Below are 24,902 nucleotides of genomic sequence, written 5' to 3' on the forward strand. Positions count from 1 at the left end.
CCGCCATGACCCCGCTGATGAAAGGATTTGATTCCGAAGTGTTTGACAGCCAGGCCGTGTTCCGGCACCTGCTCAATGCCATGGCGTATCCCGGCACCATCTCAGGTCCGGGCATCACCCTGGCCTGCCCGGACCGGATCCACCCATGCTCCGGGGCCCTGCTGCTCACACTCATGGATTTTGAAACCCCTTTCTGGACCGATCTGGCACCGGATTCTTCCGAAGTCCAATGGCTGAAATTTCACACGGGTGCCCCCGTTACCTTTGATCCGTTTGACGCTGCATTCGCCCTGATCACAGACCCCTCCCCTGCCATTGACCTGAACCGGTTCAACCCGGGCACGGTGATCTCTCCGGACCGGTCCACCACCCTGGTGATCCAGACGCACGGCATGGCTGAAGGGGATCATTTGCGGCTCACCGGCCCCGGCATCCCGACACAGGCCGGCCTGACCTTCACGGGCATTGCCCCGGATTTCTGGGAACACCGGACCCGGATCAACCAGGCCGAACCCACGGGCATTGATATGATCCTTGTCCACAAAGACCGGTTCTGCGCCCTGCCCCGAACCACGCAAACGGAAATTTCCTGATGTATGTGGCGGTCAAAGGCGGTGAAAAAGCCGTCAAACACTCCCAGCGGCTGGTGGCGAAAAAACGCCGGGGGGACACCCGGGTGCCTGAACTGTCCACGGATCAGATCAGGCATCAGCTGGGACTGGGCGTGGACCGGGTCATGGCGGAAGGGTCTTTATACGATGAAACGGCCGCAGCCATGGCCATTCAGCAGGCCCAGGGGGATCTGACCGAAGCCGTGTTCCTGGTGCGGGCCTTCCGCACCACCCTGAAACGGTTCGGCACCAGCCGGCCGGTAGACACCACGGAGATGACCGCTTTCCGCCGGGTTTCCGGCATTTACAAGGATATCCCGGGCGGCCAGATTTTAGGTCCCACTTACGACTATACTCACCGGCTCATCGAAACCGGCCCGGCCCCTGATGAGAATGGAACCGGGCCGGATCACCCCATGCCCTCTTTGCCGGACAAACTGCCCCGGGTCATGGATATCCTGAAAACACAGGGACTGGTTCCTGATGACCCGTCCCCCTTTTACCCGGAACCCGGCCGGGAAACCGAAAAAGACCTGACCCGGCAGCCCCTGGCATTTCCCGTGTCCAGGACCTTGCGGCTCCAGGCCCTGGCCCGGGGGGACGAGGGGTTCCTGCTGGGTTCGGCTTATTCACTGCAGCGGGGGTTCGGCCTGGACCGGCACCCGTTTCTGGGAGAATTGAAGGTGGGCGTTGCCACGGTCTGTTTCACCCCGCCGGAACTGGGATTCGAGATCTGTATCGGCCGCATCCGGCTCACGGAATGTGTCATGGTCAGCCGTCAGGATGATGCCCACAACAAAGCTGCCGGATTTGACACGGGGTACGGCCTGGTGTTCGGCCAGAATGAACGCAAAGCCATGTCCATGTCCCTTTTGGACCGCTCGCTTTCCTCCAATGATGAAACCGCGGATGCCGACACGGGCAAAGCGGCATACCCGGCCCAGGACCCGGAATTTATCCTGTCCCACTGCGACAGCGTGGAATCCTCCGGGTTTGTCCAGCATCTCAAACTGCCCCATTACGTGGATTTTCAGTCGGAACTGGTGTTTATCCGCAGCCGCGGCAATGACCCGGCGCCGACCCAAGGAGAGGACGGATGACGGTATCCTACAACTTCGCCTACCTGGACGAACAGTCCAAAAAAATGATCCGCCGGGCCATCCTGAAGGCCCTGGCCATCCCTGGTTTCCAGGTGCCGTTCGGGGGCCGGGAGATGCCGTTGCCCTATGGGTGGGGCACGGGCGGTATCCAGCTGACGGCTTCGGTGATCGGTCCGGACGACCGGCTCAAAGTGATCGACCAGGGATCCGATGACACGGTCAACGCCATCAGCATCAAACATTTTTTTCGGAAAACCGCGGGGATCGCCGTCACGGAAGACACGGAAACGGCCACCATTATCCAGACCCGGCACCGGATACCGGAAACCCCGCTGAAACAAGGACAGATCATGGTGTTCCAGGTTCCCATCCCGGAACCGTTGCAGTTCATCGAACCCAAACGACCCCAGACCCTGAAAATGCATGGATACGAGGAATACGGCAGCATGCATGTCAAACTGTATGAAGATATCGCCCGGTTCGGCCGCATTGCCACGGCCTTTGACTACCCGGTGCGGGTCCATCATCGCTATCTGATGAGTCCCTCTCCCATTCCCAAATACGACAATCCCAAACTGCACCGGTCCCCGGCTGTTCTTCTGTTCGGCGCGGGCCGGGAAAAACGCATCTATGCCGTCCCCCCTTACACCGACGTGGTGAGCCTGGATTTTGAGGACTATCCTTTTGAACTGGAACAATGGGAAGGGGCCTGTGCCGTGTGCGGGTCCACCCAGAGCTTTCTGGATGAAATCATCACGGATGACAACGGCACCCGGGTGTTGATCTGTTCAGACACGGAATTCTGCCGGAAAAACGCCGGGAGGTCCCGGCCATGACGTCTGCCGCCGATCTCAGCCCCCCGCCCCTGCTGAAAGTGGCACACCTGTGCAAATTCTTCGGCCGGCACATGGGATGTCATGACATCAGTTTCGAGGTCTGCCCCGGAGAAGTGATCGGCGTGGTGGGAGAATCCGGGTCCGGCAAATCCACGCTCCTCAACTGCATTGCCGGCCGAATCCGGCCGTCCAACGGATCGGTCTGGTTCAGAACCCCTGAGGGCATGGAGGACCTGTGCCGGTGCGATGAAGCAAGAATGCGCCGGATCATCCGGACAAGGACCGGGTATGTGACCCAGCATGCGGCCCAGGGCCTGAAAATGCACATCAGTGCAGGGGGCAACATCGGGGAAAAACTCATGGCCGCCGGCACCCGCCATTATGGAAAGATCCGGGAAGCGGCATTGATGTGGCTGGACAAAGTGGAGATCGACCCCGGGCGCATCAATGATCTGCCGTCCACCTTTTCCGGGGGCATGCAGCAGCGGCTCCAGATCGCGGCCAACCTGGTGACGGCCCCTGAAATCCTGCTCATGGACGAACCCACTTCCGGGCTGGATGTATCCGTCCAGGCCCGGCTGATCGATGTATTGCGCAAACTGGTGTTCAGCCTGAACCTGTCCATGATCCTGGTCACCCATGACCTGGCCGTGGCCCGGCTGCTGTGCCACCGGCTGTACGTGATGAAGCAGGGGGAGATCGTGGAATCCGGACTCAGCGACCAGATCCTGGATGATCCCAGGGAGCCCTATACCCAACTGCTGGTATCCTCTGTACTCAAACCATGAAAGATCTACCCATGCCCAACACCCCAGACACCCCATCCTGGATCCTGAATCTGGAGAAGATTGAAAAGGATTTTGTGTTTCACCACCAGCAGGGCACCCGGATGACGGTGTTCAACGGCTTTTCCCACCGGTTTTATCCGGGAAACGCCGCGATTTTGTCCGGTCCGTCCGGATCGGGAAAATCCACTTTGCTGCGCATGATTTACGGCACATACAAAACCGAATCCGGTCATATCCGGGTCCGACACCAGGGACGGCAGGTGGATGTGGCAGGCGCCTCTCCGGCCTTGATCTATGCCCTCCGGCGGGACACCATCGGGTATGTGAGCCAGTTTCTGCGGGTGGTGCCCCGGGTGTCGGCCCTGGACACGGTCATCGAGCCGCTGCTGGCCCGGGGCGTGGCCCCGGAACAGGCGGCCGACGCCGGCCGGACCCTGCTGGAACGGCTGCATATCCCGTCCACCATGTGGCATTTGTCCGCCACCACCTTTTCCGGCGGAGAACAGCAGCGCATCAACCTGGCCCGGGGATTCATCGCCCCATATCCCATTCTGCTGCTGGATGAACCCACCGCGTCCCTGGACCTGAAAAACCGGGAAACCGTGATCCAGCTCATCATGGAAGCGCTGAAAAACAATACCTGCGTCATCGGGGTGTTTCACGATCCCGCAGATCACCGGTCCTTTGCCGACCAGGTGATCGACCTGTCACCGCAACCCTGTCAGGAGACTTTGCCGTCATGACCTCAAAAAAACTGATACTGGGAGGCCCCCTGTTTGATGGGGTTTCCCTGTCCCCCCGGGGAACGATCCTGATCGAAGACCGGAAAATCGCGGCTGTATATCCCGATACCATCCATATGATCAACACAAAAGTGATCGACGTCCAGGGCCGGCTCATCATGCCCGGCCTGGTGGACCTGCATTCCGACAGCCTGGAACGAAGTATCGAGAAACGCAAAGGCGTGTTTTTCGACATCGATTTCGCCGTCCTGAATCTGGACCGCCAGGCTGCGGCCTGCGGCATCACCACGTTCTGCCATGCCGTCAGTTTTGATGACAACGAGCTGGGGCTGCGCTCCCCTGAAGAGGCGGAACACTGCGTGAGAGCCATCAAGGCGTTCAACGACTCGCCCCAGGCCCTGGTGAAGCACCGGGTTCATATCCGGTACGAGGTGGGGTCTGAACGCAGCTTCCATATCGTGACCCGGCTGGTGGAAGAGGGGCTGGTGGACCTGTTTTCCATCATGGACCACACCCCGGGCCAGGGCCAGTTCAAATCCATGGCCGCCTATGTCCGGTATCTGACCTGTGAACACCAGGTGCCGGAACACCAGATCATTGAAAAAGCCAGGCAGAAACAGGCCAGCAACGCCCGGGACTGGGAACTGGTGAGCACCCTGGCCCACACCGTGGGCAGCGCCGGTATTCCCATGCTCAGCCATGATGACGACACCCTGGAAAAGATCGATCTGATCCGGGCCCTGGGCATCGGGGCCTGTGAATTTCCCATCACCCTGGAAGCGGCCCGAAAAGCCGGGGACGCTGGAATGCACATTTTCATGGGGGCCCCCAACCTGGTGCGGGACCAGTCCACCAGCGGCAGCCTCAAAGCCTCGGATGTGCTCAGACAGGATCTGTGTACCGGTCTGGTGTCTGATTATTACCCGGAATCCCTTCTCCAGGCCGCGCTTATGGGGAAAAAACACACCGGATCTCCGGCATCGGCCCTCAGACAGGTGACTGCCGGCCCCGGGGATTATCTTTGCGCCCCGGCCCGGCCCGGCCGATTGACTCGGGGTGCGGATGCAGATATCATCATTGTGGACCAGTCCCATACCTGGGCCCATATCACCCACAGTCTGGTGAAGGGCCGTACCGTTTTCAACACCCAGCTTCATGAGGCAGTGGCATGAACAAAATCGGCGCAAGCATCGACCCGGTCCGCATCGACGGATCTCTGACTCTTCTGGAACAGGATTTACAGGCCTATCAAGCCATCGGCCTCCAAGCTGTGGAACTGCCCGTGCACGGCCTGGATGCCATTTTCAACGGCACCCTGAACCCCGACAGAACCCGGCAGGTGATGGCCCTGCTGTCAGACTTTGATTTTTGTTATTCCATCCATTCCCCCAATCCCGTGAACCTGATGGACACCCGGGATCCGGGCCTGCACAAGGCCGTGCTCCTGGCTTCCCTGGAATTTGCCCGGCAGATTCACGCAACCGTGGTGGTGGTGCACAGCGGCCGGTTCATTCCGGAAGAGGAGTTCAACGTAACCCCGGCCCGGTCCCTGACCGTTTCCGAACAGATTCGGATGCTGGAAAACGAAGCCCGGCGCCTTCAGGAGATCGCAAGACAGTATCCGGACATCCGGATCGCTTTGGAAAACGCCCGGCCCTACCTGAGCCAGAGCCCCTACACCTATGCGGAACGCCTGGAATCCCTGAAAGAACAGATCCTGAGGATCCACCGGGACAACGTGAAAATCAACCTGGATTTCGGTCATTTGTTCATGACGTCCCGGTTCTACGAGTTTGATCCCGTGGCCGCCGTAGCGCCTGTGAAGGATCTGGTGGTCCACACCCATGTGCATGACAATTTCGGCGGCGTGGTCCACCACTGGGAAAAACAGCAGACCCACCAGCTGCCCTTTGGCAAAGGAGATTCCCACATGCCCGTGGGATTCGGGAAAATCCCCATCCAGGCGATCCTGAACCTGCTGCTGCCCGATTACGACGGGCGGTTGATCATGGAACTGCGCAGCCGGTATCTGCCCGACACCCAGACTTCCCTGGACAACCTGTCCGCCCTGGTGGCGGCATGCGAGGCAAAAGGAAACCGATGACAACTGCCCCATTTATCCGGGCATCCAGAAACGCAAAAACTGGCCCTTCCCGGATCCGGAAAAACTGACCGGCACCCATGACGAAAAGCTGGCAAAACTCCGCAAAATCAGGGATGATATCAAGAAACAGATTGCAGCCTATTTCGGTTTGACAAGGTAAAGTCAAATCCAAATTCTCCATTGAACTGCCTGTTACCGGTCGAAATCATCCGCATTTACCACCGGGTGTAACAAAACCAGAGATCCTTGCCAGACGTGATTTTTCGAATCTTTCGGGACAGTAAAACCTGTCAAAAAATCGCCGTTTACCCATTTTGCCATTTTTAACATTTTGGGTAAATAGCGATATCTTCTGTTTGACATCCGGGTAAACATGCTCTATTTTTCTTAGTAAATACACCACATATATTTGGAGGAATTGATGGCCCAGCTCCATTGTTATGTCCCGGATGACATTGCAGATCTGTTCAGAAAAAAGGCTGAAAAAGCACGCCTTTCCACGTCGAAATACCTGGCCCTTCTTGTAAAAAAGGAGACCAGTGAAAAATGGCCGGATCACTATTTTGATCTGGTGGGATCATGGGAAGGAGAGCCGCTCCAGCGCCCGGAATCATTGGATTATGAAAAAAGAGAGGGGCTGGAATAACATTGTATCTACTGGACACCAATGTTTGCATTCATTTTCTGAACGGTACGTCTCCTTCAGTTGAAAAGCATTTCCGTACCCTGTCCCCCTCCCAGATTGCCATCTGCAGTATCGTCAAGGCGGAGCTGCTTTTCGGTGCCAGGAACAGCCTCCGGATGGATGCCAATTTGCAGCGGCTCAAGCTCTTTTTTGCACCACTCCAGAGCCTGCCGTTTGATGATCTTTGCGTCGACGAATACGGCCTTATCCGTTCGGATCTGACTGCCCGGGGCCGGTTGATCGGCCCCAATGACATGCTTATCGCAGCGGTGGCCAGAGCTCACAATGCCGTGCTGATCACCCACAATACCAGGGAGTTCAGCCGGATCACAGGACTTCAGCTCGATGACTGGGAGACCTGAAGCCCCCTGACACTGGTTTGGAATCCATGACATCCTCAAAATCCGCCCCCCTGTTTTGACTTTACCAGCAGAACCAGATTCGGACTGATTGACGAAAATACGATAAAAATCTTTTCTGCAATGGATCATTTTCTGATATAACCTGTCTGAACCAACGGACAGGGATCTGTCCTTGCATATGAAAAGGAAATGCCATTTTGCTGCCGGCATGGCTTCGACATCGTTTAAATCAGTCTCACCCCACCACGCTGCTGCTGCTGAGCTATCTGGCGGCTATCATCGCCGGAACCCTGGTGCTGATGCTGCCGCCTGCCACGGTAAACGGTCATATCAGTCTCATAAACGCTTTTTTTACAGCTACGTCTGCCGTGTGTGTGACCGGTTTGATCGTGGTGGATACCGGATCTTATTTCACTTTGTTCGGCCAGGGAGTGATCCTGTTTCTCATTCAGATCGGGGGCTTGGGGATTATGACCATTTCCGTGGCCCTTTTCCAGGTCATCGGCAGAAAAGTGGTGTTTCAGCAGCGCATGGCCATGCAGGAAGTGTTTTCCCACACCCCCAGAGAGGACATATTCTACCTTCTCAGGTCCGTGCTGTTTTTCACCCTCACCATTGAAGCGGCAGGAGCGGTTATCCTGTTCTTTTACTGGCACGGCACTGTGCCGTTTACCCAGGCCCTTTATAACGCAGTGTTCCATTCTGTTTCCGCTTTCTGTAATGCCGGCTTTTCCCGGTTTTCCGACAGCCTGATGTCCGGACAGACCTCTTTGATCCTCAATGCCACCATCGGCGGCCAGATCGTTTTAGGGGGATTGGGATTCCCCGTGGTCTATGAAATCTTCAGCCGATTTTTTATGGGAAAGTCCGGCAAAACATCCATTCAAACCAAAAGCGTGGTACTCACCACCATTGGCCTGACCCTGGCCGGAATGCTGGTGATACTGGTGTCTGAGCGTACTTTGATTTCATCTCTGGGGTGGAAAAGCGGCCTTCTGGCATCCGTGTTTCAATCCATCACCTGCCGCACCGCCGGATTCAATACCCTGGACATCGCTTCCCTGAACACGGCCACCCTGCTGTTCATGATGTTTCTGATGCTCATCGGTGCTTCCCCCGGATCCTGCGGCGGCGGCATAAAAACCACGACATTTGCCGTGTTGACCACCTATTCCTGGAGCCGCCTGATACGTCGAAAACACGTCAACCTGTTTTCCAAGACCCTTCCTGATGACACCGTGAGCAAAAGTCTTTTTGTCCTGTTGTTTTCTTTGACCACCATCTGCCTGGCTGTTTTCATCATTCTGTTTATCGATCCTGACCATGGCACAAGGATACCGGGAAACCGACAATTTTTAAGCTTTCTTTTTGAAACCGTGTCCGCATTCGGAACCGTGGGCCTGTCCATGGGGGTCACCCCGGAACTGACCCTGCCGGGCAAACTGGTGATCATTGCTTTGATGATCATCGGCCGGGTAGGTGTCCCGGCCATTACCTATATCATTGTCGGCGGTGCCCCGAAAAAAGGGTTGCAGTTTGCTGAAGAAAATCTGATGATCGGATAGAAAAAGGAGTTTCCATGAGGCGATTCACGGTAATCGGTGCCGGCAGTTTTGGGTATTATGCAGCCAAGGCCCTGTATGAAAACAAAAACGAGGTGATTGTCATCGACCGGAGCAAAGACCGGATTCAGGCCATCGATCCCTTCTGCACCAGCGCCATCGTCCAGGATGCCACAGACATCGAAGCCCTCAAGGGACTTGGCCTGGAAGAGATGGATGCGGTCATTGTCAGCACCGGGGCCAACATCACGCCCAGCATTTTGATCTGTTTTCATCTCAACCGCCTGGAAATCAAACAGATTATCGTCAAGGCGGAAGATGATGACCACGGGGAGATCCTCAAGCAGCTGGGGGCCACGGAAGTCATCCGGCCCGGCATGGATATGGCCGGCCGCCTGGCGCTTCGGCTCACCTCTCCCAATATTCTTGAATTTCTGCCATTGGCGGAAGGATACACCATTGCCCAGGTGGAGCCGCCAAAACCGTTTGTGGGAAAATCCCTCATGGAGCTGGAATTGCGCAAGCGCTATCAGGTCAATGTGATTGCTGTGAAAGAACAGTTTCCCGAACGGTTCATCATGGTCCCGGGGGCGGATTTCATCGTCAAGGAAAGTGACATCCTGGTCACCCTGGGAAAGGAAAAGAATCTGTCTAAAATCAGGGAGTTGAAATGAAATTCATCATCTGCGGGGCCGGGCGGATCACGGATGAACTGCTCAAACGGGCCGGTGCCAACTGGGAAATCACCCTGATCGAAAAAGATGCCGCAAAACTGGCGCCTTTTTCAACCCGGTTTCCCAATATCATCCGGGTCATGAGCGAGGACGCCTCCAGCCCGGTGGTGCTTGACAAAGCGGGGCTGTCCAGCCAGGACGGCATTCTGGCCATGACCAGCGATGATGCCGTGAATCTGGCCATTGTGCGGTTTGCAAAACAAGCGGATATCAAAACCGTGCTGGCCGTGGTGCGGGATCCGGAACAGCTGCCCGCGTTTCAGAAACTCGGGGTGTGGACCGTCAGCATGGCAGCGGATGCGGCCCGCAAGGCATATCAGTTTGTGAAGGATCCCCGGATCCGCATCACCGATCTGGGAGAGGGGGAAGGGGAACTGCTGGAACTGGCCGTGGGAGAGCAGGAACTGGCCCGGCTGGAAGATATTACCGGCGCATCGGAACAAAATCCCCGGTGGCGCGTTGCCGGCATTATAAGGGATAACCAGCTGATCTTTCCGGATCAGTACAAGGGGCTGGAAAAAGAAGACCGTTTGTTGATTCTGGGAAAAGACGATCTTTACAATGCATTCTCACGCCATCTGGAGGGATCCCGGCTGCATTTCCCCCGCACCTATGGACAGCGCATGGTTCTGGGGCTGGGAGTTGACAAAGATCCTGACGGCACCACGGAACTGATTAATGAAGCATTCTACCTGGCCCAGGGAACCCACATAGAAAAAATTACCGCCCTTTGTGACAACACTGCATCGGATGTCAAGCAGACCCTGTCGCGGTGGTCGGAAAGCCTTGAGATCGAAATTATTGAAACCGAGGGCACTGTGGAAAAAACTGCGGTCCACACCGCTGCAGGCAAAGATGCCGGCATTGTCATCCTTCCATTTAAAAAACACTCCCTGGCCGGCACGTTTTTCAAAGGCGGCATCAGTGCCCTGGCAGCCAGACTGCCCTGTCCGCTGCTGTCTGCAAAAATGACAGATCCCTACGAACACCTGATGGTACCATTCAACGGGTCCCTGGCATGCCAGCGGGCCCTGGAGATCACCATGGACCTGGCACAGCAGCTGGAAGCGGAGGTATCCGTGATCATCGTGGCAGAACCCTCTTACCTCAAGGGAAAGCCATCAGGGCCCGACCCCTGGGAGCAGCAGATGGTTCAACAGGTCCGGGACCTGGCCCGGGTCCATGACACCCGGGTTCAGGAAATTGTTCGCCGGGGCAATCCGGTCAAAGAGATTGCGACTGCGGCCGCAGACTGCCAGCTGCTGGTGCTGGCAGGCAATGACGGCCACACCGGATTTTTTTCCATCCAGACCGCAGACATGATCCTGAACCGGGTATCGTGTTCCGTGCTGCTGGTCTCATAAAGGGGTCGAAAAGCAATGGAAATTCACTCTGCATGGGCCCTGGTGATGGTCTCGCTGGGGGCCGCGTTTCTGCCCAGCTTGGGGCAGCGCCTCCGGCTGCCGTCCGTGGTACTGGAAATTCTGTTCGGGGTGGTGATCGGCAAAAGCCTGTTGAACCTCCAGTTCGGGGAAGACTGGATCTCTTTTCTGTCCCATCTGGGATTTCTGATCCTGATGTTCCATGCGGGCATGGAAATCAACTTTGGCATGCTCAAAAAACAGCGGGCCGGCATGTTTATCATCCAGGCCGGGGTGTTCCTGCTCACCCTGGTGCTGTCCATGGGCGCGGCCGTTATGCTGGGACAGGGCCTGTATCTGGGTCTGGTTTTGTCCACCACCTCTCTGGGGCTGGTGGTGCCGACCCTCAAAGATACCAATGCCAGCCAGACGCCTTTGGGACAAAATGCGCTTATCGCGGCCACACTGGCTGATTTTCTGACCCTTTTTGGTATCACGTTTTTTTTGCTGTGGCACCAGAACGGGTTTGGCTGGGATTTTCTGCGGCCCTTACCCCTGTTCATCGGATTCGGTGTTCTGTTAAAACTGGTCCAGTTTCTGGCCTGGTGGTATCCGGAAAAAACCGACCGGCTTCTGGCGGATAAGGATTCCCAGGAACTGGGGGTAAGGTTTTCCCTGGCTTTGCTGTTTTTATTTGTGGCCCTGTCCGAGCTGGCCCACCTGGAACCGGTCTTAGGGGCATTTATGGGAGGGGCGCTGCTTTCCATCGTGTTCCGGGAAAAAACCCATCTGGAGCAGAAACTGTCCGGTTTTGGATATGGATTTCTGGTGCCGTTGTTTTTCATTCATGTGGGCATGCAGTTTGATGTGGCCAATGTCCTGTCCATGGGCCAGCTGGTGTTTACCGGCAAGCTGCTGGGAGTTGCCGTGCTGGTAAAGATTCTGCCCTGCCTGCTTTTTGTGTTCGCCGGACTGTCTTTTTTCAATTCCCTGCATGTGGGTCTGCTCATGACATCCCGGTTGAGCCTCATCATTGTGGCGGCCACCATCGGCCTGGAATTCGGATTTATCACCGAAGCCTTCAAGGATGCCATCATCCTGCTGGCCATTATCACCTGTCTGATGGGACCGACACTTTTCAAGGCGTTTTACCGGTCGGATGGGGATACCCCGGACACCCGGACCCGGATCCAAAAAAAGAACCTTGCCGCCGGCTGGATGCGGCAGCAGAAATAATGGCCAAACCCTTAAGTGGGATCGGTCGTGTCCAAAAGGAGAAATACATAAAATGCTGCATACGTTAGTTGTCGATGATGAAGCCAATATCCGCAAGACGATCTCCTATTGTTTAGTGGCAGATGGACATACGGTGATTGCGGTGAGCAATCCCACAGACGCCATTGAAGAAGCCGGAAGACGATCTTTTGATATTGCTTTCGTGGATCTGAAGCTTGGGGAAGAAGACGGCATGGCCCTGATACCGGTGTTACTGACGGATTCACCATGGATAAAAATTGTCGTCATAACGGCACACGCATCCATAGAGACCGCTGTTGAAGCGATGAAAAAGGGGGCCACCGATTACATAGCCAAACCCTTCACTCCGGACCAGGTAAAGTTTATCACGCGCAGAATAGGGAAAATTCGTGAGCTGGAAACAGAAATCGCCGTCCTTAAAGAGGATATACAGCGTATCGGACCGGAGGACAGGCTTCAAAGCAGAAACCCCGGTATGCAAAGGGTGATTGAGACGGCAAGAAAAGCTGCGGCATCTGAGGCAATTGTTTTGTTGCAGGGGGAAAGTGGAACTGGCAAATCGGTATTTGCCAGGGCGATCCATCATTGGAGTCCCAGGTCGGGAAAACCCATGGCTGTTGTCTCTTGCCCGGCGGTGCCGTCCGAACTGCTTGAAAGCGAATTGTTCGGGCATGTCAAAGGGGCCTTCACCGGAGCTGTGCGGGATAATCCGGGGAGGATCTCCGTCTGTGAGGGGGGCACCTTGTTCCTGGATGAAATCGGTGACATGGCGCTTCCAGTGCAGGCAAAGCTCCTTCGATTTATTCAGGACAAGGAATACGAACGACTTGGTGATTCCGTGTCCCGTAAGGCTGATGTGCGGATTATAGCCGCAACCAACGCAGACCTTGAACAGCGCGTGGCCGAAGGTCGATTCAGGGAGGATCTTTTCTACAGACTCAATGTCATCAGCCTGACTGTTCCACCCCTCCGGGACCGGAAGGAAGATATCCTGCCGATAGCAACTGATTTTCTCGCTTATTTCTGTAAAGCCAATCACAAACATTTGCTGGGTTTTACAAATGAGGCCGAAGAGTCACTATCAACCCATGCCTGGCCCGGCAATGTGAGAGAATTGCGCAATGCCATAGAACGGGCCGTGATTCTTGGAAGCGCAGAAAAGATTGGTGCAAACGATCTGCCTGGAAACATAACACCGGCCCTCAGTGCTCCCGTAATCGGAGACAAGGTTTCACTGGCTACCATAGAGGAGTTGCATATCAGGAGAATTTTGGCTTCGACCACCTCGTTACAGGAAGCGGCGGATGTTCTGGGCATCGATCAGGCCACGCTATGGCGCAGGAGAAAAACATACGGAATATAGGCTCGATTTCCCGTCTCTCGCACCTTGCAAAGTGCAAGGCTCCAAGCCCTCGTTTCTTTCAGATTTCAACGCCACACCCCTCAACAAACCTCTCAACCCGCTAATAATCAAAGTGTTTTGTAGTGGCATGCTTGTTGCTTTGTATGCTTTGCTGTATTTAAAAGGATGATTGATATGACATTGAAAAAGAAAATTTTGATCGGTTACGGTTTGGCCTTTGTTCTCATGGGACTTGTGGTCGCGTGGTCGGTCACCAATCTTGTCTCTCTTGGCAAAGCGTCAGAGGCAATCCTGAGCGAAAACTACAGGAGCATCCTTGCCGCCGAAAACATGGTGGACGCGTTGGAACGCCAGGATAGCGGGATTCTCCTGATCTATCTTGGGGAGCTTGAGACAGGAACCGCCCAGTTTCGCGAGAATGAAGCTGTGTTTTTGGAGTGATTGGCCCGGGCCAAGGATAACATCACCATTAATGCGGAGAAATGGGTATTATGAAGCGGTCTTCTGTATTTATTGTTTTCCTATTGTCTTCTTGCTTGTTTGTCGGCTGTCAAAGAACCGGACAAATCCAGATTATGAGCGGATTCGCTCAAGGCACAACCTGGCACGTAACCGTGTGGGATGAAGAACCTCTGAATACTACCAAATTAAAAGAATTGGTTGTAAAGGAGTTAGAACGACTTGATCAATTGCTTTCAAATTATCGGAACGATTCTGTTATAGAACAGTTCAACGCACGAAAGACAACAGAACCCATAAACGTAGGCGCGGAAATCGTGAACCTGATACAGAACGCCGAATCGGTTAGTGATGCCAGTCAGGGACATTATGACTTGACCATCAAGCCTTTGTACGATTTGTGGGGTTTCAGTGGTGACCACCTAACACCGCCTGAAGAACAATCTATGCGTGAGGTTTTATCAGCGATTGGCTATCGGAAGCTTCATTGTTTTCCGCCGGACTGCATTGGCAAAGCTGCTCCAGACGTCAGAGTTGACCTGTCGTCCATAGCTCAGGGATACAGTGTCGGCTGTATTTCAACGCTTCTGGAGAACATCGGCGTAGAAAACTATATCGTAGAAATTGGTGGGGAACTGATGACGCGAGGGGGTAAGCCAGACGGCTCGCCATGGCGCATTGGCATCGAACGACCGCTGCCTGAAGGGCGATTCATCCAAAAGGTAATGACCATAGAGCGGGATGCTCCGCTTGCGGTGATGACCTCCGGCACCTATCGTCATTATTTCGACGAGCACGGTAGACGATACAGCCATATACTGGATGCCAGTACCGGTAAACCAGTTGACCACCAGACTGTATCGGTCACGGTGGTAAACGACAACCCGACCATGGCGGATGCCTGGTCTACCGCGCTGCTGTGTCTTGGGGCTGACAAAGGAAAGGATATTGCTGAAAGGGCCGGGATTGCCGCCCTATTTATCACGGAAACCGATAATGGGCTTGCAGAGCTGACAACATCAGCCTGGAAAACAATGAAGAATGTGATAGTTCAGTGACGTTGTCGGCAAAATGAGGTTTTAACCTATGTTAAACATACTAATCATCGATGACGAGGCCAATATCCGCAAGATGCTTACGGTCTGCTTGGAATCACGCGGCCATCGCGTAACTGCCGTAAGCAACGGAAGGGACGCCAGAGCCGAGGCGGACCGGCAGGTCTTCGACCTGGCGTTTGTCGATTTGCGGCTGGGAACGGAGAACGGGCTTGATTTGATTCCTCCAATTCTCGGCGCATGTCCCTGGATCAAGATTGTTGTCATCACGGCTTTCGCATCCATTGATACCGCTGTTGAAGCCATGCGGCGGGGGGCGACCGATTATATCCCCAAGCCCTTTACGCCTGAACAGGTCCAGATTGTCACCGACCGCGTGGCGACCGTTCGCAGCATGGAGCAACGAATTGCGACACTGAAGGAAGATTTGGAACGATTACACCCGGATGTTTCGTTTTCATCCCGGCATCCCGGCATGCAACGAGCCGTGGAACTCGCGCGGCAAGTGGCCACATCGGAGGCGGTTGTCTTGCTGCGTGGTCCCAGTGGAACGGGAAAGACAGTACTGGCTCATGCCATTCATGGCTGGAGTCGCCGAGCGGATAAACCATTCGGAACCATTTCATGCCCGACCCTCAGTCCCGATCTTCTCGAGAGTGAGCTTTTCGGTCACGTGAAGGGTGCTTTTACCGGTGCGCTCCGCGATAATCCCGGCCGCGTCGCCTCCTGCGAGGGCGGCACCCTGTTCCTTGATGAAATCGGTGATCTGCCCCTGACGCTTCAACCCAAGCTGCTGCGCTTCATACAGGACCGGGAATATGAGAGTGTGGGAGATCAGCGGACGAAAAGGGCGGATGTTCGCATCGTAACGGCAACCAACACCGATCTTGATAAGGCGGTTCAGGATGGGCGTTTTCGTGAAGACCTTTATTACCGACTGAATGTGATTCAGATCGACTTGCCACCCTTGGCTGATCGCCCGGACGATGTGGAAGCTTTAGCGAAGAATATGCTGGAATTCTTCAGCGCACAAAACCACAAGATACTGAAGGGCTACAGCGACACGGCTATCACTGCTCTGCGTCAATACTCCTGGCCGGGCAATATTCGGGAACTGCGTAACGTTGTCGAGCGTGCCGCCATCCTCTGCAACACCGATACTGTTCAAGTCGAGCATCTACCCGTTTCGGTTGCTCCGCATACCCCCCCAGTTCAATTGGGCGATCATGTTTCCCTGAAGACGATGGAGGAGCAACACATCCGCCGGGTTGTCGCCACCACAAAGACCCTCCAGGACGCCGCCGATATTCTTGGTATCGACCAAGCCACCCTCTGGCATAAACGCAAGCAGTACGGCATCTGACACCTTCCTGTTTCTCTTTTCCCCGACCTTGTAAAAGACAAGGTTGAATCGCGCCCTCCCTTGTCTATCACAAGGCTTTCCCATAGATAACATCCTTAACATGTTGAATTTCAAAGAGATTCATGGGTGGCATGCTTTGTGCTTTGAGCAGAGTAGTATCTGAAGGAGTACGAACTGATATTGATAAGGACACGCGGATGATTGGCATAAGACAAAAGATCATGATCGGGTTTGGCGGGTTGCTCGCCATCATTGCCGTTGTTGGCACACTGACGATGGTTCAACTCGGTGAGCTCGGCAAGGCCATCGACATCATTCTTCAAGAGAATTACCGCAGCGTGGTGGCTTGCCAGGACATGAAGGAATCTCTGGAGCGCATCGACAGTGGCATTTTGTACACCCTTTCCGGAAAAACCACCGAGGGAAACCGGCTGATTACGGACTATACCGTCAGCTTCCGCGAAGCCCTTGGTGTGGAATTAGGCAACATCACGCTGCCGCACGAGTTGGAAATAGCTCAACAAATAGAGGCGCAGTTCGAGGAATATATAAAGCTCATCTCCATAGTCGTCGCTCAGGAACGCCCCCTTCTTGAACGACAAACCGCCTACTTCTCCGAAATCCAACCGTTATTTCAGCGGATCAAAACGCTGGCTCAAGACATACTGCTCATGAATCAGAGGAATATGGTGGAGGCGAACGATGCCGCCAGGGCAAAAGCGGATGTCGCTCGCCACGTGATGCTGGCGGCCATCATTGCAGCGGCATTGCTGGCCATTCTGTTCAGCTATCTTGCGCACAGATGGATTTTGCATCCCATTATTCGTTTGATTGAATCCGCGAACGAAATCCGGGGCGGAAATCTGGATCTTGTCCTGGAAAATGGGGCAGGAGACGAGATCGGTCGGCTTTCGGAATCATTTAATGAAATGGCTGCCGCCCTGAGGCTGGTTCGCAAGGAGGATAGGGTCAATCTTTTGCGAACAAAACGCGCGACTGAGGAAGTATTCAAAGCCCTTCCCGGGGGCATTGCCGTTCTCGATTTGGAAGGGAAGGTGGAGATTTCGACTGAAACGGCGGACCAGCACTTTGGCCTTAAATCCGGCGTATTGGTGAGCGACCTCGGATTCGACTGGCTGCCTCCCATGGTTCACAAGGCTCTGGCTGACAATGAATTCGCCGAATCAGATCCCAAAACCATCCAGCAGTTCATTGATAACAGGGAATACTTCTTCCAGCCGGTGGCGGTCCCGATCCCTGTTGGTCCGGAACGCCCCGATCCGACCGGCGTGGCATTGATACTTAAAGACGTGACACAGGTTCATGAACAGCAGGAAATGAAGCGGGACGTTGTGTCCACTGTCTCTCATCAACTGAAGACACCGCTGACCTCCATCCGCATGTCCATTCACCTTTTGCTGGAGGAGCGTATCGGTTCCCTAAACGAAAAACAGATCGAGCTGCTGATGGCCGCTAGGGATGACAGCGAAAGGCTGGTGGGTATTCTCAGCGATTTGCTTGATATCAACCGTATCGAGTCCGGGAAATCGAGCCTGGTAACCGAATCCATCACGCCGAGAGCTTTAGTACGGGACGCGTTGGAGCCCTATTTCGTGGACGCCAAGGACAAGGGGGTAACGGTGGAAAACGCCGTATCAGAAGATTTGCCCGAGGTGCTGGCGGACACCGGGAAGATCCGACATGTATTCGCGAATCTCCTTTCCAACGCGCTTCGATTTACCGACCCGGGCGGTTCAGTGACCATCAGTGCTGAGCAAAAGCAGGGTCAGGTCGTGTTTCGCGTGGAAGACACCGGGAAAGGCATTCCGGAGAAGGAATTAAAGCACCTGTTTGAAAAATTTTATAGAGCGCCTGGTCAGGATAAGGAATCCGGCGTGGGATTGGGCCTGGCCATAGTTAAAGAAATCGTCTGTGCACATGGGGGAGATGTTGGCGTTGAAAGCGTTGTCGGCAAGGGGTCGATCTTTCAGTTCACGCTCCCCTTGCGCATGGACCCTGCGGAAAACACATTAACCAAACCCATGGAGGACTGAATATGTCATTCGCATTGTATATGATTATAGGACTGGCCATTTTCGCCGTGTTGGCGGCTCTTACAGTTGCTTGCGACAAAATATAGGGAGGCAATCATGCTTTATCTTTCAGCAATCGTTTTGGTGTTGTGCATGGCATATCTTGTCTTCGCCATCATAAACCCGGAAAAATTCTAATGTTCGGAGGCAAAGAATGACCATACTCTACATATTTCTCATCCTCGCCGGGACCGCGCTTCTGTCGTGGCCACTGGCAAAAGTCATGACCTGGGCCATGGACCCCGGCGAAACAATGTCGTCCTCACGGGGGCTTCTCGAACGCTTGATACTAAAAGCAGGCGGCCCCCTTGTGGCCCGGCAACAGGATTGGAAGCGGTATGTTTTTTCCATGCTTCTGTTCAACGCAATCATGTTTGTCGTCGTATACACAAGCCTTTCGCTTCAGCAGTGGCTCCCGCTGAACCCGGATGGCAAGGGCATGCTGGAACCCAGCCTGATTTTCAACACCACTGCCTCGTTCACATCGAACACGAACCTTCAGCACTACTCGGGCGAGGTGTCGCTCAGCTACTTCTCTCAGATTTTTGGCCTGATGTGGCTGCAGTTCGTCTCCGCCGCCACGGGGATAGCAGCCCTTGTCGCTCTTGCGCGGGGGCTTGCGGGGAAGTCGAATTTCGGAAATTTCTACTCGGATCTGACGCGGGCTACTTTCCTTGTGCTGCTGCCGATAGCGGCCATCGCCGCGACGGTTCTGACCCTGGGTGGGGTCGTCATGACGCTGCAGGGAGCAGCCGTAGCGACAACCCTCGAAGGGATAACGCAAACCATCGCACGGGGACCGGCGGCGGCGTTCGTGGCAATCAAGCAGCTGGGCACCAACGGCGGCGGGTTCTTCGGACCCAATTCCACCCACCCTTTTGAAAATGCCACCTTTTTCACCAATATCATCGAAAGCATCTCCATCATACTGATCCCGATGGCCTGCGTCTGGATGTTTGGCCGCATTACCGGGCGCATGCGGCATGCGCTTGTGGTCTTCGCCGTCATGGCCGCATTGCTGACGGTCAAGGTTGGCCTGGCCAATTATTTCGAAAGTGCGCCCACCGCTGCTCTTGCCGGGCTACCAGTAGAAACCGCCGGAAATCTAGAAGGTAAGGAACTGCGGTTCGGAACCTCGGCCGGTCCGACGTGGAGCGTCCTGACAACGGCGACGAGCAATGGGTCGGTGGACGCCATGCATGACAGCCTCAACCCCCTCACCGGGCTCATGCCGATGATCGGCATGTGGTTCAACGTCACCTTCGGTGGTGTCGGCGTCGGTATGATCAACATGTTTCTGTACATTATTATCGGCGTCTTCATCAGCGGCATGATGGTGGGGCGAACGCCGGAGTATTTCGGTCGCAAGGTGGAAACCCGGGAGATGAAGTTCGCCCTGCTGGCGATTCTCATTCATCCATTATTTATTCTGGGAGGAACAGCGGTTTTCGCCGCCACCACCTGGGGTGCTTCGACATTGAACAACCCCGGCTTCCACGGATTTTCAGAAATCCTCTACGAGTTCAGTTCCGCAGCAGCCAACAACGGTTCAGGCTTCGAGGGTCTGGGAGACAACACCGTGCCCTGGAATGTGGCCACGGGCACGGTCATGCTCCTTGCCCGTTTTATCCCCATCATCCTGCCCTTGGCTATCGCCGGGTCGTTGGCAGCTAAGAAACCAGCGCCTGAAACCACGGGCACCTTGCGCACAGATACACTTCTGTTCGGCATGGTGATTCTGGGTAGCGTGGTTTTCATCGGGGCGCTCCTGTTCCTGCCGGTTGCCGTTCTTGGCCCGATAGCAGAGCATTTAGCGGCTGGACTTTGATCAAGTATCTAAAATGAAGAGGATTATTTCATGAATAACCATACCAACGAAAGCGTAGCGTTAAAGTTTGAAAGGCGTAAAGCACGCAAAGCTTCGCTTTTCGAGAAGAGCCTGGTCAGAACCGCCGGGAAACAGGCCATCGCCATGTTGAAGCCTTGGATTATGGCCCGGAATCCTGTCATGTTCATTACCGAAGTCGGGGCCATCCTCACCACGATTGTTCTGATCAAAGACGTGGTTCAGGGGAGTTCCGGGACATTTTACACCCTTGCCGTGACCGTCATTCTCTGGCTGACCGTGCTCTTTGCCAATTTCGCCGAGGCCCTGGCCGAGGCACGGGGCAAGGCGCAGGCGAATACCCTGAAGCAAACCCGCAGCAAGACTCTGGCCCGTCGGCTGGTGAACGGCACCGACGAGCAAGTCAGCTCTGACGAACTCCGTGAAGGGGATGTCGTGTTGGTGGTCGCAGGTGAAATCATTCCAAGTGATGGCGAGGTGATCGAGGGTGCGGCATCCGTGGATGAATCCGCGATTACAGGAGAGTCCGCGCCCGTCGTTCGGGAGGCTGGTGGTGATCGTTCGGGCGTCACGGGAGGTACGCGCGTCCTTTCCGATCAAATCAAAATCCGTATTACAGCGGGCGCTGGTGAGTCGTTTCTCGACCGTATGATTGCTCTGGTCGAGGGGGCCGTACGGCAAAAGACGCCCAATGAGCTTGCCCTGACCGTAACCCTGGCAGGGCTTACCCTCGCCTTTCTCATGGTGACTGGGGCGCTTTGGCCGATTGGCCGCTATTTCGACGTGGATCTTCCCATCCCCACGTTAATCGCTCTCTTGGTCTGTCTGATCCCAACTACCATCGGGGCTCTTCTGGCCGCTATCGGACTTGCGGGCATGGACCGCGCCCTTTCGGCCAACGTGCTGGCAAAGAGCGGCAAAGCGGTGGAACTGGCGGGCGACATCGACACCTTGCTGCTGGATAAGACCGGCACCATCACCATGGGTGATCGTCAGGCTACCGAGTATCATCCATTGCCTGGGGTGACGAAGGAGCAATTAGCCGAAGCGGCCATGTGTGCGTCATTTGGAGATCAGACGCCCGAGGGCAAGTCCATTGTCCGTCTTGGAGAGGAGATTCTTGGACCTGGTGCGCCGGAGGAGGCACCGCAGGCCAAGCTCATCCCGTTTACCGCCCAAACACGATTGAGCGGTCTCGATTTTCCAGACGGCCGAAGTTTCCGAAAAGGGGCGTCCGATGCCGTTTGTGCCTACATCCGGGAGCAGAACACAATTATTCCAGAGGAAATCAAAGGACTTGTGGACGATGTCGCCCGTCAGGGAAGCACGCCTATTGTCGTGGCCGAAGGCAATAAAATGCTCGGCGTTGTCGCGTTATCGGATGTTCTTAAACCCGGCATTCGTGATCGATTTGAACGTCTGCGGGCCATGGGGCTGCGTGTGGTCATGGTGACGGGAGACAATCCCCTGACGGCAGCCGCCATCGCCGAACAGGCTGGTGTCGATGACTATATTGCGGAAGCCAAACCGGAAGACAAACTCGAATATATTCGCAAGGAACAACGGGCGGGAAGGTTGATCGCCATGATGGGTGACGGCACGAACGACGCGCCCGCGCTGGCGCAGGCGGATATCGGGATCGCCATGAACTCCGGCACACAGGCAGCCAAGGAAGCCGGAAACATGGTGGATCTGGATAGCGATCCGACCAAGCTGATCGAGGTTATCGAGATCGGAAAACAACTGCTCATGACCCGTGGGTCGCTCACCACCTTTTCCATCGCTAATGATGTTGCCAAGTACTTTGCCATTATCCCGGCTATGTTCGTGCTCGCTATCCCTCAGCTTGCGGCCTTGAATATCATGGGCCTTGCGACGCCGCAAAGCGCCATCCTCTCGGCGCTGATCTTCAATGCCATCATCATTCCCCTGCTGATCCCCATCGCTCTCAAGGGGGTTAAATATCGTCCTATGGGGGCGGACAGCATCTTGCGGCGCAACGTGTTCGTCTATGGTCTTGGCGGAATCATCACGCCTTTTATCGGAATCAAGCTTATCGATATGCTCCTGAGCATCACCGGATTACTGTAGGAGGTTGACAATGAACACAAATAATGAAGCCATTAGCACGACGCGGCAAATTTTGATAGCGGCCCGAATGGTTTTGACGACCATGGTGATTTGCTGCGGAGTCTACACTCTGTTGATTCTGGGGATAGGCCAGATCATGGTGCCGTATACGGCCAATGGCTCCTTGCTCAGCAACGAACAAGGAGAAATTATCGGCAGCGAGTCGATTGCGCAGGCATTCACTCGTCCCGAATACATCTGGCCCAGACCTTCAGCCCCAGACTATGACGCCTCGGCTACGGGCGGTAGCAACTGGTCCCCGACCAACCCCGCACTTCGTGAAAGAGCAGTCAAGATTCTGGGCAGAATGAGGGTCGAGGAAGGAAATCCTCTGCCAGCCGACCTGGTGACCGCATCTGGCAGCGGAATGGACCCGCACATCACGCTTAAGGCGGCCCAATACCAGATGGCAAGAGTCGCTGAGGCAAGAGGGATACCCGTCAGTTCGGTTCAATCCGTTCTGGAAAGACATGCCGAAAAGAAGGGCGGATTTCTCACCAACGAACCCCTTGTGAATGTCCTGCTCGTGAATATCGCATTGGACAAGCTGGAAAAATGAGATGAACGGAAACCGTGCCGATAACTTTCTGCGTCTGATCCGACGCTCGCAACGGGGCAGGTTGAAGATTTACCTGGGCTATGCTGCGGGTGTGGGCAAGACATACCAGATGCTCCTCGAGGGGCACAGGATCATGCAGGATGGAGTCGATTTGGCCGTGGGAGTTGTTGAAACACACGGGAGAGCGGAAACCGAGGCATTGCTCGCGGGGCTTCCTGTGATTCCACGCCGCAAGATCAGCTATCGTGGCATTGTGATCGAGGAAATGGACCTTGACGCCATACTTGAGCGTCATCCGAGTGTTGTTCTTGTGGATGAGCTTGCCCACACCAATGTGCCGGGAAGCAAGAATGCAAAACGCTATCAGGATGTTGAAGAGCTGCTTGCGGCAGGCATTCATGTTATCTCCACCCTGAACATTCAACATTTGGAAAGCCTGTATGAAACGGTCGAGCGTGCCACGAACGTGAAGGTGCGCGAGCGGATTCCAGACCGTGTGGTCGCGGAAGCAGATCAAATTGTCAATGTCGATATTACCATTGAGGATCTGCGGCGGCGCCTGAAGGAAGGGAAAGTCTACACAAAGGAACGGATTGAGACCGCCTTAGACCATTTTTTCAGGCCGCCCAATTTGGAGCAGCTTCGCGAGTTGACGCTTCGTGAATTGGCCGCCCAGATTGATTCGCGAAGACGCGATCCCTTGGATCAGGACATTCCGTCCAGCCCCGATCAGGTCATGGTGGCCTTAAGTTCCAGGGGACCAAATAGCGAGGCTCTACTGCGTTATGCGTCACGGCTGGCCGGTAGATTGAACCGTAATTGGTATGCAGTGTATGTCCAGACGTCCCAGGAACGCCCCACAGTCATCGACGCGGCAACCCAGCGAATGCTTTCCAATACGCTTACACTTGCGCAACAGTTAGGGGCGACTGTCTTCACCTACAAGGGGGACGATGTCGTCAAAACCATCCTCCAGTTCGCCAAAGAGTACCGGGTCGGGCACATCGTTATCGGCAGCCCAGGCAGAAAGATGCCTTTCTGGAAACGGCTGCGGGGTGGGTCAAGTATAGTTGAGCGCCTGGTCATTGAGGGAAAAGGTCTTACCGTTGTTGTTCTGGATACCAAGGCAATACGGGAAGAACGCCCGGCTGTTGAAAAAAGGGAACCGGATAAGGCGAACCCAGAGGAAGCATCTCAACATCACAAAGATTTTGCCCGGGAAAACAAGGCTGTGCTTTCGCGGATGACCGCTTTGGTCTGGAAGGACCCCCTTGGAATGGAAGAGGCGATACAATATCTGCTTGATTCATTTCGTCACATAGGAAAGGAGCAAAAAAGTCATGCGTTGAACTCTTTGCTTGAACGTGAGCAGCAAGGAGGGACTCTTGTCGGTGAGGATGTCGCTATCCCTCATGCCAGGGTCGATGGTATATCGCAACCACTTATTGCAATCGGCGTTGGAACAAAGGGCGTACAAGACCTTGACTCCGGACGAAAGGCGAAAATAATTGTACTTTTGTTGTCTCCGATTGATCCACCGGAAAAACATATAGAAACGCTTGGAATAATCAGTAGGATGGCGGCGGATGACCTGTTGCGTAAGAACATACTCGCCGCAAAGGAACCCCGAATTGTACGAGAAATGATACAGGATTGGGCAATCAAAATGGAAAATATTGAAGACGGGGAAAAATTGATGGACCAGTAAATATAGACCAATTCGATCCATACCTGGCCCGGCAATGTGAGGGAATTGCACAATACCATAGAACGAGCCGTGATTCTTGGAGGTGCAGAGGAGATTGGTGCCAACGATCTGCCCGGAAACATAACCCCGCCCCTGTCCCTTGCATCTTGATACCTTGCAAAATGCAAGGCTCCAATCCCTCCT

General features: G+C 54.7%; 24 protein-coding genes. All 24 read left to right on the plus strand.

What is annotated here, in order from left to right:
* Positions 1 to 5: 5 nt before the first annotated feature.
* The 24 genes from phnH (at position 6) to K365_RS29655 (ending at position 24,869) form a co-directional block, all read left to right on the plus strand.
* A complete protein-coding gene (gene phnH, locus K365_RS0122870) occupies positions 6 to 593 on the plus strand; it encodes a phosphonate C-P lyase system protein PhnH (RefSeq protein ID WP_245569249.1) in 588 nt (195 codons plus the stop codon).
* Entirely contained in the window at positions 593 to 1,711 is a 1,119-nt protein-coding gene (locus K365_RS0122875) for a carbon-phosphorus lyase complex subunit (RefSeq protein WP_024336476.1), read from the plus strand. The genes phnH and K365_RS0122875 overlap by 1 nt, the downstream gene beginning before the upstream one ends.
* Entirely contained in the window at positions 1,708 to 2,547 is an 840-nt protein-coding gene (locus tag K365_RS0122880) for an alpha-D-ribose 1-methylphosphonate 5-phosphate C-P-lyase PhnJ (RefSeq protein WP_024336477.1), read from the plus strand. The genes K365_RS0122875 and K365_RS0122880 overlap by 4 nt, the downstream gene beginning before the upstream one ends.
* Positions 2,544 to 3,335, plus strand: coding sequence for a phosphonate C-P lyase system protein PhnK (phnK, locus tag K365_RS0122885; protein ID WP_024336478.1), 792 nt, complete (start codon positions 2,544 to 2,546; stop codon positions 3,333 to 3,335). The genes K365_RS0122880 and phnK overlap by 4 nt, the downstream gene beginning before the upstream one ends.
* Positions 3,336 to 3,346: 11 nt before the next feature.
* On the plus strand, positions 3,347 to 4,078 hold the full coding sequence (gene phnL, locus K365_RS0122890) for a phosphonate C-P lyase system protein PhnL (RefSeq protein WP_024336479.1): 732 nt from the start codon (positions 3,347 to 3,349) through the stop codon (positions 4,076 to 4,078).
* Positions 4,075 to 5,250 (plus strand): alpha-D-ribose 1-methylphosphonate 5-triphosphate diphosphatase, encoded by a 1,176-nt coding sequence (locus K365_RS0122895; RefSeq protein ID WP_024336480.1) that lies wholly within the window; start codon positions 4,075 to 4,077, stop codon positions 5,248 to 5,250. The genes phnL and K365_RS0122895 overlap by 4 nt, the downstream gene beginning before the upstream one ends.
* Positions 5,247 to 6,182: a sugar phosphate isomerase/epimerase family protein gene (locus K365_RS0122900; protein ID WP_024336481.1), complete on the plus strand. Its 936-nt coding sequence runs from the start codon at positions 5,247 to 5,249 to the stop codon at positions 6,180 to 6,182. Before K365_RS0122895 ends, K365_RS0122900 begins: the two co-directional genes overlap by 4 nt.
* A 421-nt stretch (positions 6,183 to 6,603) precedes the next feature.
* Positions 6,604 to 6,828 (plus strand): hypothetical protein, encoded by a 225-nt coding sequence (locus tag K365_RS0122910; RefSeq protein ID WP_006964429.1) that lies wholly within the window; start codon positions 6,604 to 6,606, stop codon positions 6,826 to 6,828.
* Between the two features lie 2 nt (positions 6,829 to 6,830).
* Positions 6,831 to 7,229, plus strand: coding sequence for a type II toxin-antitoxin system tRNA(fMet)-specific endonuclease VapC (vapC, locus tag K365_RS0122915; RefSeq protein ID WP_024336483.1), 399 nt, complete (start codon positions 6,831 to 6,833; stop codon positions 7,227 to 7,229).
* Positions 7,230 to 7,426: 197 nt separating this feature from the next.
* Positions 7,427 to 8,794, plus strand: coding sequence for a TrkH family potassium uptake protein (locus K365_RS0122920; RefSeq protein ID WP_024336484.1), 1,368 nt, complete (start codon positions 7,427 to 7,429; stop codon positions 8,792 to 8,794).
* 14 nt (positions 8,795 to 8,808) lie between these two features.
* The gene (locus K365_RS0122925) at positions 8,809 to 9,465 is read left to right on the plus strand and encodes a potassium channel family protein (protein WP_024336485.1); all 657 of its coding nucleotides are present in this window, start codon (positions 8,809 to 8,811) and stop codon (positions 9,463 to 9,465) included.
* Complete coding sequence (locus K365_RS0122930) at positions 9,462 to 10,889, plus strand: NAD-binding protein (protein WP_024336486.1); 1,428 nt, start codon at positions 9,462 to 9,464, stop codon at positions 10,887 to 10,889. Before K365_RS0122925 ends, K365_RS0122930 begins: the two co-directional genes overlap by 4 nt.
* Positions 10,890 to 10,904: 15 nt before the next feature.
* Positions 10,905 to 12,122, plus strand: a complete 1,218-nt coding sequence (locus tag K365_RS0122935) for a cation:proton antiporter (RefSeq protein ID WP_024336487.1) — start codon at positions 10,905 to 10,907, stop codon at positions 12,120 to 12,122.
* A gap of 52 nt (positions 12,123 to 12,174) precedes the next feature.
* A complete protein-coding gene (locus K365_RS0122940) occupies positions 12,175 to 13,506 on the plus strand; it encodes a sigma-54-dependent transcriptional regulator (protein WP_029725725.1) in 1,332 nt (443 codons plus the stop codon).
* Between the two features lie 174 nt (positions 13,507 to 13,680).
* Positions 13,681 to 13,947, plus strand: a complete 267-nt coding sequence (locus K365_RS0122945; protein WP_024336489.1) for a hypothetical protein — start codon at positions 13,681 to 13,683, stop codon at positions 13,945 to 13,947.
* A 50-nt stretch (positions 13,948 to 13,997) separates the two neighbouring features.
* Positions 13,998 to 15,023 carry an FAD:protein FMN transferase gene (locus tag K365_RS0122950; RefSeq protein WP_024336490.1) on the plus strand — a complete coding sequence of 342 codons (1,026 nt, stop codon included), beginning with the start codon at positions 13,998 to 14,000 and terminating at the stop codon, positions 15,021 to 15,023.
* A 28-nt stretch (positions 15,024 to 15,051) separates the two neighbouring features.
* Positions 15,052 to 16,383: a sigma-54-dependent transcriptional regulator gene (locus tag K365_RS0122955; RefSeq protein ID WP_024336491.1), complete on the plus strand. Its 1,332-nt coding sequence runs from the start codon at positions 15,052 to 15,054 to the stop codon at positions 16,381 to 16,383.
* 197 nt (positions 16,384 to 16,580) lie between these two features.
* The gene (locus K365_RS0122960) at positions 16,581 to 18,437 is read left to right on the plus strand and encodes a HAMP domain-containing sensor histidine kinase (protein ID WP_024336492.1); all 1,857 of its coding nucleotides are present in this window, start codon (positions 16,581 to 16,583) and stop codon (positions 18,435 to 18,437) included.
* Positions 18,438 to 18,569: 132 nt separating this feature from the next.
* Positions 18,570 to 18,614, plus strand: coding sequence for a potassium-transporting ATPase subunit F (locus K365_RS29530; protein ID WP_353740185.1), 45 nt, complete (start codon positions 18,570 to 18,572; stop codon positions 18,612 to 18,614).
* A 16-nt stretch (positions 18,615 to 18,630) separates the two neighbouring features.
* Complete coding sequence (kdpA, locus tag K365_RS0122975; protein ID WP_024336493.1) at positions 18,631 to 20,304, plus strand: potassium-transporting ATPase subunit KdpA; 1,674 nt, start codon at positions 18,631 to 18,633, stop codon at positions 20,302 to 20,304.
* A 30-nt stretch (positions 20,305 to 20,334) separates the two neighbouring features.
* Positions 20,335 to 22,413 carry a potassium-transporting ATPase subunit KdpB gene (gene kdpB / locus K365_RS0122980; protein ID WP_024336494.1) on the plus strand — a complete coding sequence of 693 codons (2,079 nt, stop codon included), beginning with the start codon at positions 20,335 to 20,337 and terminating at the stop codon, positions 22,411 to 22,413.
* Between the two features lie 10 nt (positions 22,414 to 22,423).
* Positions 22,424 to 23,011 carry a K(+)-transporting ATPase subunit C gene (kdpC, locus tag K365_RS0122985; protein WP_024336495.1) on the plus strand — a complete coding sequence of 196 codons (588 nt, stop codon included), beginning with the start codon at positions 22,424 to 22,426 and terminating at the stop codon, positions 23,009 to 23,011.
* Position 23,012: 1 nt separating this feature from the next.
* Positions 23,013 to 24,719 (plus strand): PTS sugar transporter subunit IIA, encoded by a 1,707-nt coding sequence (locus tag K365_RS0122990; RefSeq protein ID WP_024336496.1) that lies wholly within the window; start codon positions 23,013 to 23,015, stop codon positions 24,717 to 24,719.
* Positions 24,720 to 24,734: 15 nt separating this feature from the next.
* Positions 24,735 to 24,869 (plus strand): AAA-type ATPase lid domain-containing protein, encoded by a 135-nt coding sequence (locus K365_RS29655; RefSeq protein ID WP_492207312.1) that lies wholly within the window; start codon positions 24,735 to 24,737, stop codon positions 24,867 to 24,869.
* The last annotated feature ends 33 nt before the right edge of the window (positions 24,870 to 24,902 follow it).

The sequence above is a fragment of the Desulfotignum balticum DSM 7044 genome, assembly GCF_000421285.1.
In the GTDB taxonomy this organism is placed as follows: Bacteria; Desulfobacterota; Desulfobacteria; order Desulfobacterales; family Desulfobacteraceae; genus Desulfotignum; species Desulfotignum balticum.

Coding starts and splice junctions, on each gene's coding strand:
- K365_RS0122935 (WP_024336487.1), top strand. CDS start 10,905: ATGGAAATTCACTCTGCATGGGCCCTGGTGATGGTCTCGCTGGGGGCC.
- K365_RS0122925 (WP_024336485.1), top strand. CDS start 8,809: ATGAGGCGATTCACGGTAATCGGTGCCGGCAGTTTTGGGTATTATGCA.
- K365_RS0122945 (WP_024336489.1), top strand. CDS start 13,681: ATGACATTGAAAAAGAAAATTTTGATCGGTTACGGTTTGGCCTTTGTT.
- phnL (WP_024336479.1), top strand. CDS start 3,347: ATGCCCAACACCCCAGACACCCCATCCTGGATCCTGAATCTGGAGAAG.
- kdpA (WP_024336493.1), top strand. CDS start 18,631: ATGACCATACTCTACATATTTCTCATCCTCGCCGGGACCGCGCTTCTG.
- K365_RS0122960 (WP_024336492.1), top strand. CDS start 16,581: ATGATTGGCATAAGACAAAAGATCATGATCGGGTTTGGCGGGTTGCTC.
- K365_RS0122930 (WP_024336486.1), top strand. CDS start 9,462: ATGAAATTCATCATCTGCGGGGCCGGGCGGATCACGGATGAACTGCTC.
- K365_RS0122955 (WP_024336491.1), top strand. CDS start 15,052: ATGTTAAACATACTAATCATCGATGACGAGGCCAATATCCGCAAGATG.
- kdpC (WP_024336495.1), top strand. CDS start 22,424: ATGAACACAAATAATGAAGCCATTAGCACGACGCGGCAAATTTTGATA.
- K365_RS0122880 (WP_024336477.1), top strand. CDS start 1,708: ATGACGGTATCCTACAACTTCGCCTACCTGGACGAACAGTCCAAAAAA.
- kdpB (WP_024336494.1), top strand. CDS start 20,335: ATGAATAACCATACCAACGAAAGCGTAGCGTTAAAGTTTGAAAGGCGT.
- phnK (WP_024336478.1), top strand. CDS start 2,544: ATGACGTCTGCCGCCGATCTCAGCCCCCCGCCCCTGCTGAAAGTGGCA.
- K365_RS0122940 (WP_029725725.1), top strand. CDS start 12,175: ATGCTGCATACGTTAGTTGTCGATGATGAAGCCAATATCCGCAAGACG.
- phnH (WP_245569249.1), top strand. CDS start 6: ATGACCCCGCTGATGAAAGGATTTGATTCCGAAGTGTTTGACAGCCAG.
- K365_RS0122950 (WP_024336490.1), top strand. CDS start 13,998: ATGAAGCGGTCTTCTGTATTTATTGTTTTCCTATTGTCTTCTTGCTTG.
- K365_RS0122900 (WP_024336481.1), top strand. CDS start 5,247: ATGAACAAAATCGGCGCAAGCATCGACCCGGTCCGCATCGACGGATCT.
- K365_RS0122910 (WP_006964429.1), top strand. CDS start 6,604: ATGGCCCAGCTCCATTGTTATGTCCCGGATGACATTGCAGATCTGTTC.
- K365_RS0122895 (WP_024336480.1), top strand. CDS start 4,075: ATGACCTCAAAAAAACTGATACTGGGAGGCCCCCTGTTTGATGGGGTT.
- K365_RS0122990 (WP_024336496.1), top strand. CDS start 23,013: ATGAACGGAAACCGTGCCGATAACTTTCTGCGTCTGATCCGACGCTCG.
- K365_RS0122875 (WP_024336476.1), top strand. CDS start 593: ATGTATGTGGCGGTCAAAGGCGGTGAAAAAGCCGTCAAACACTCCCAG.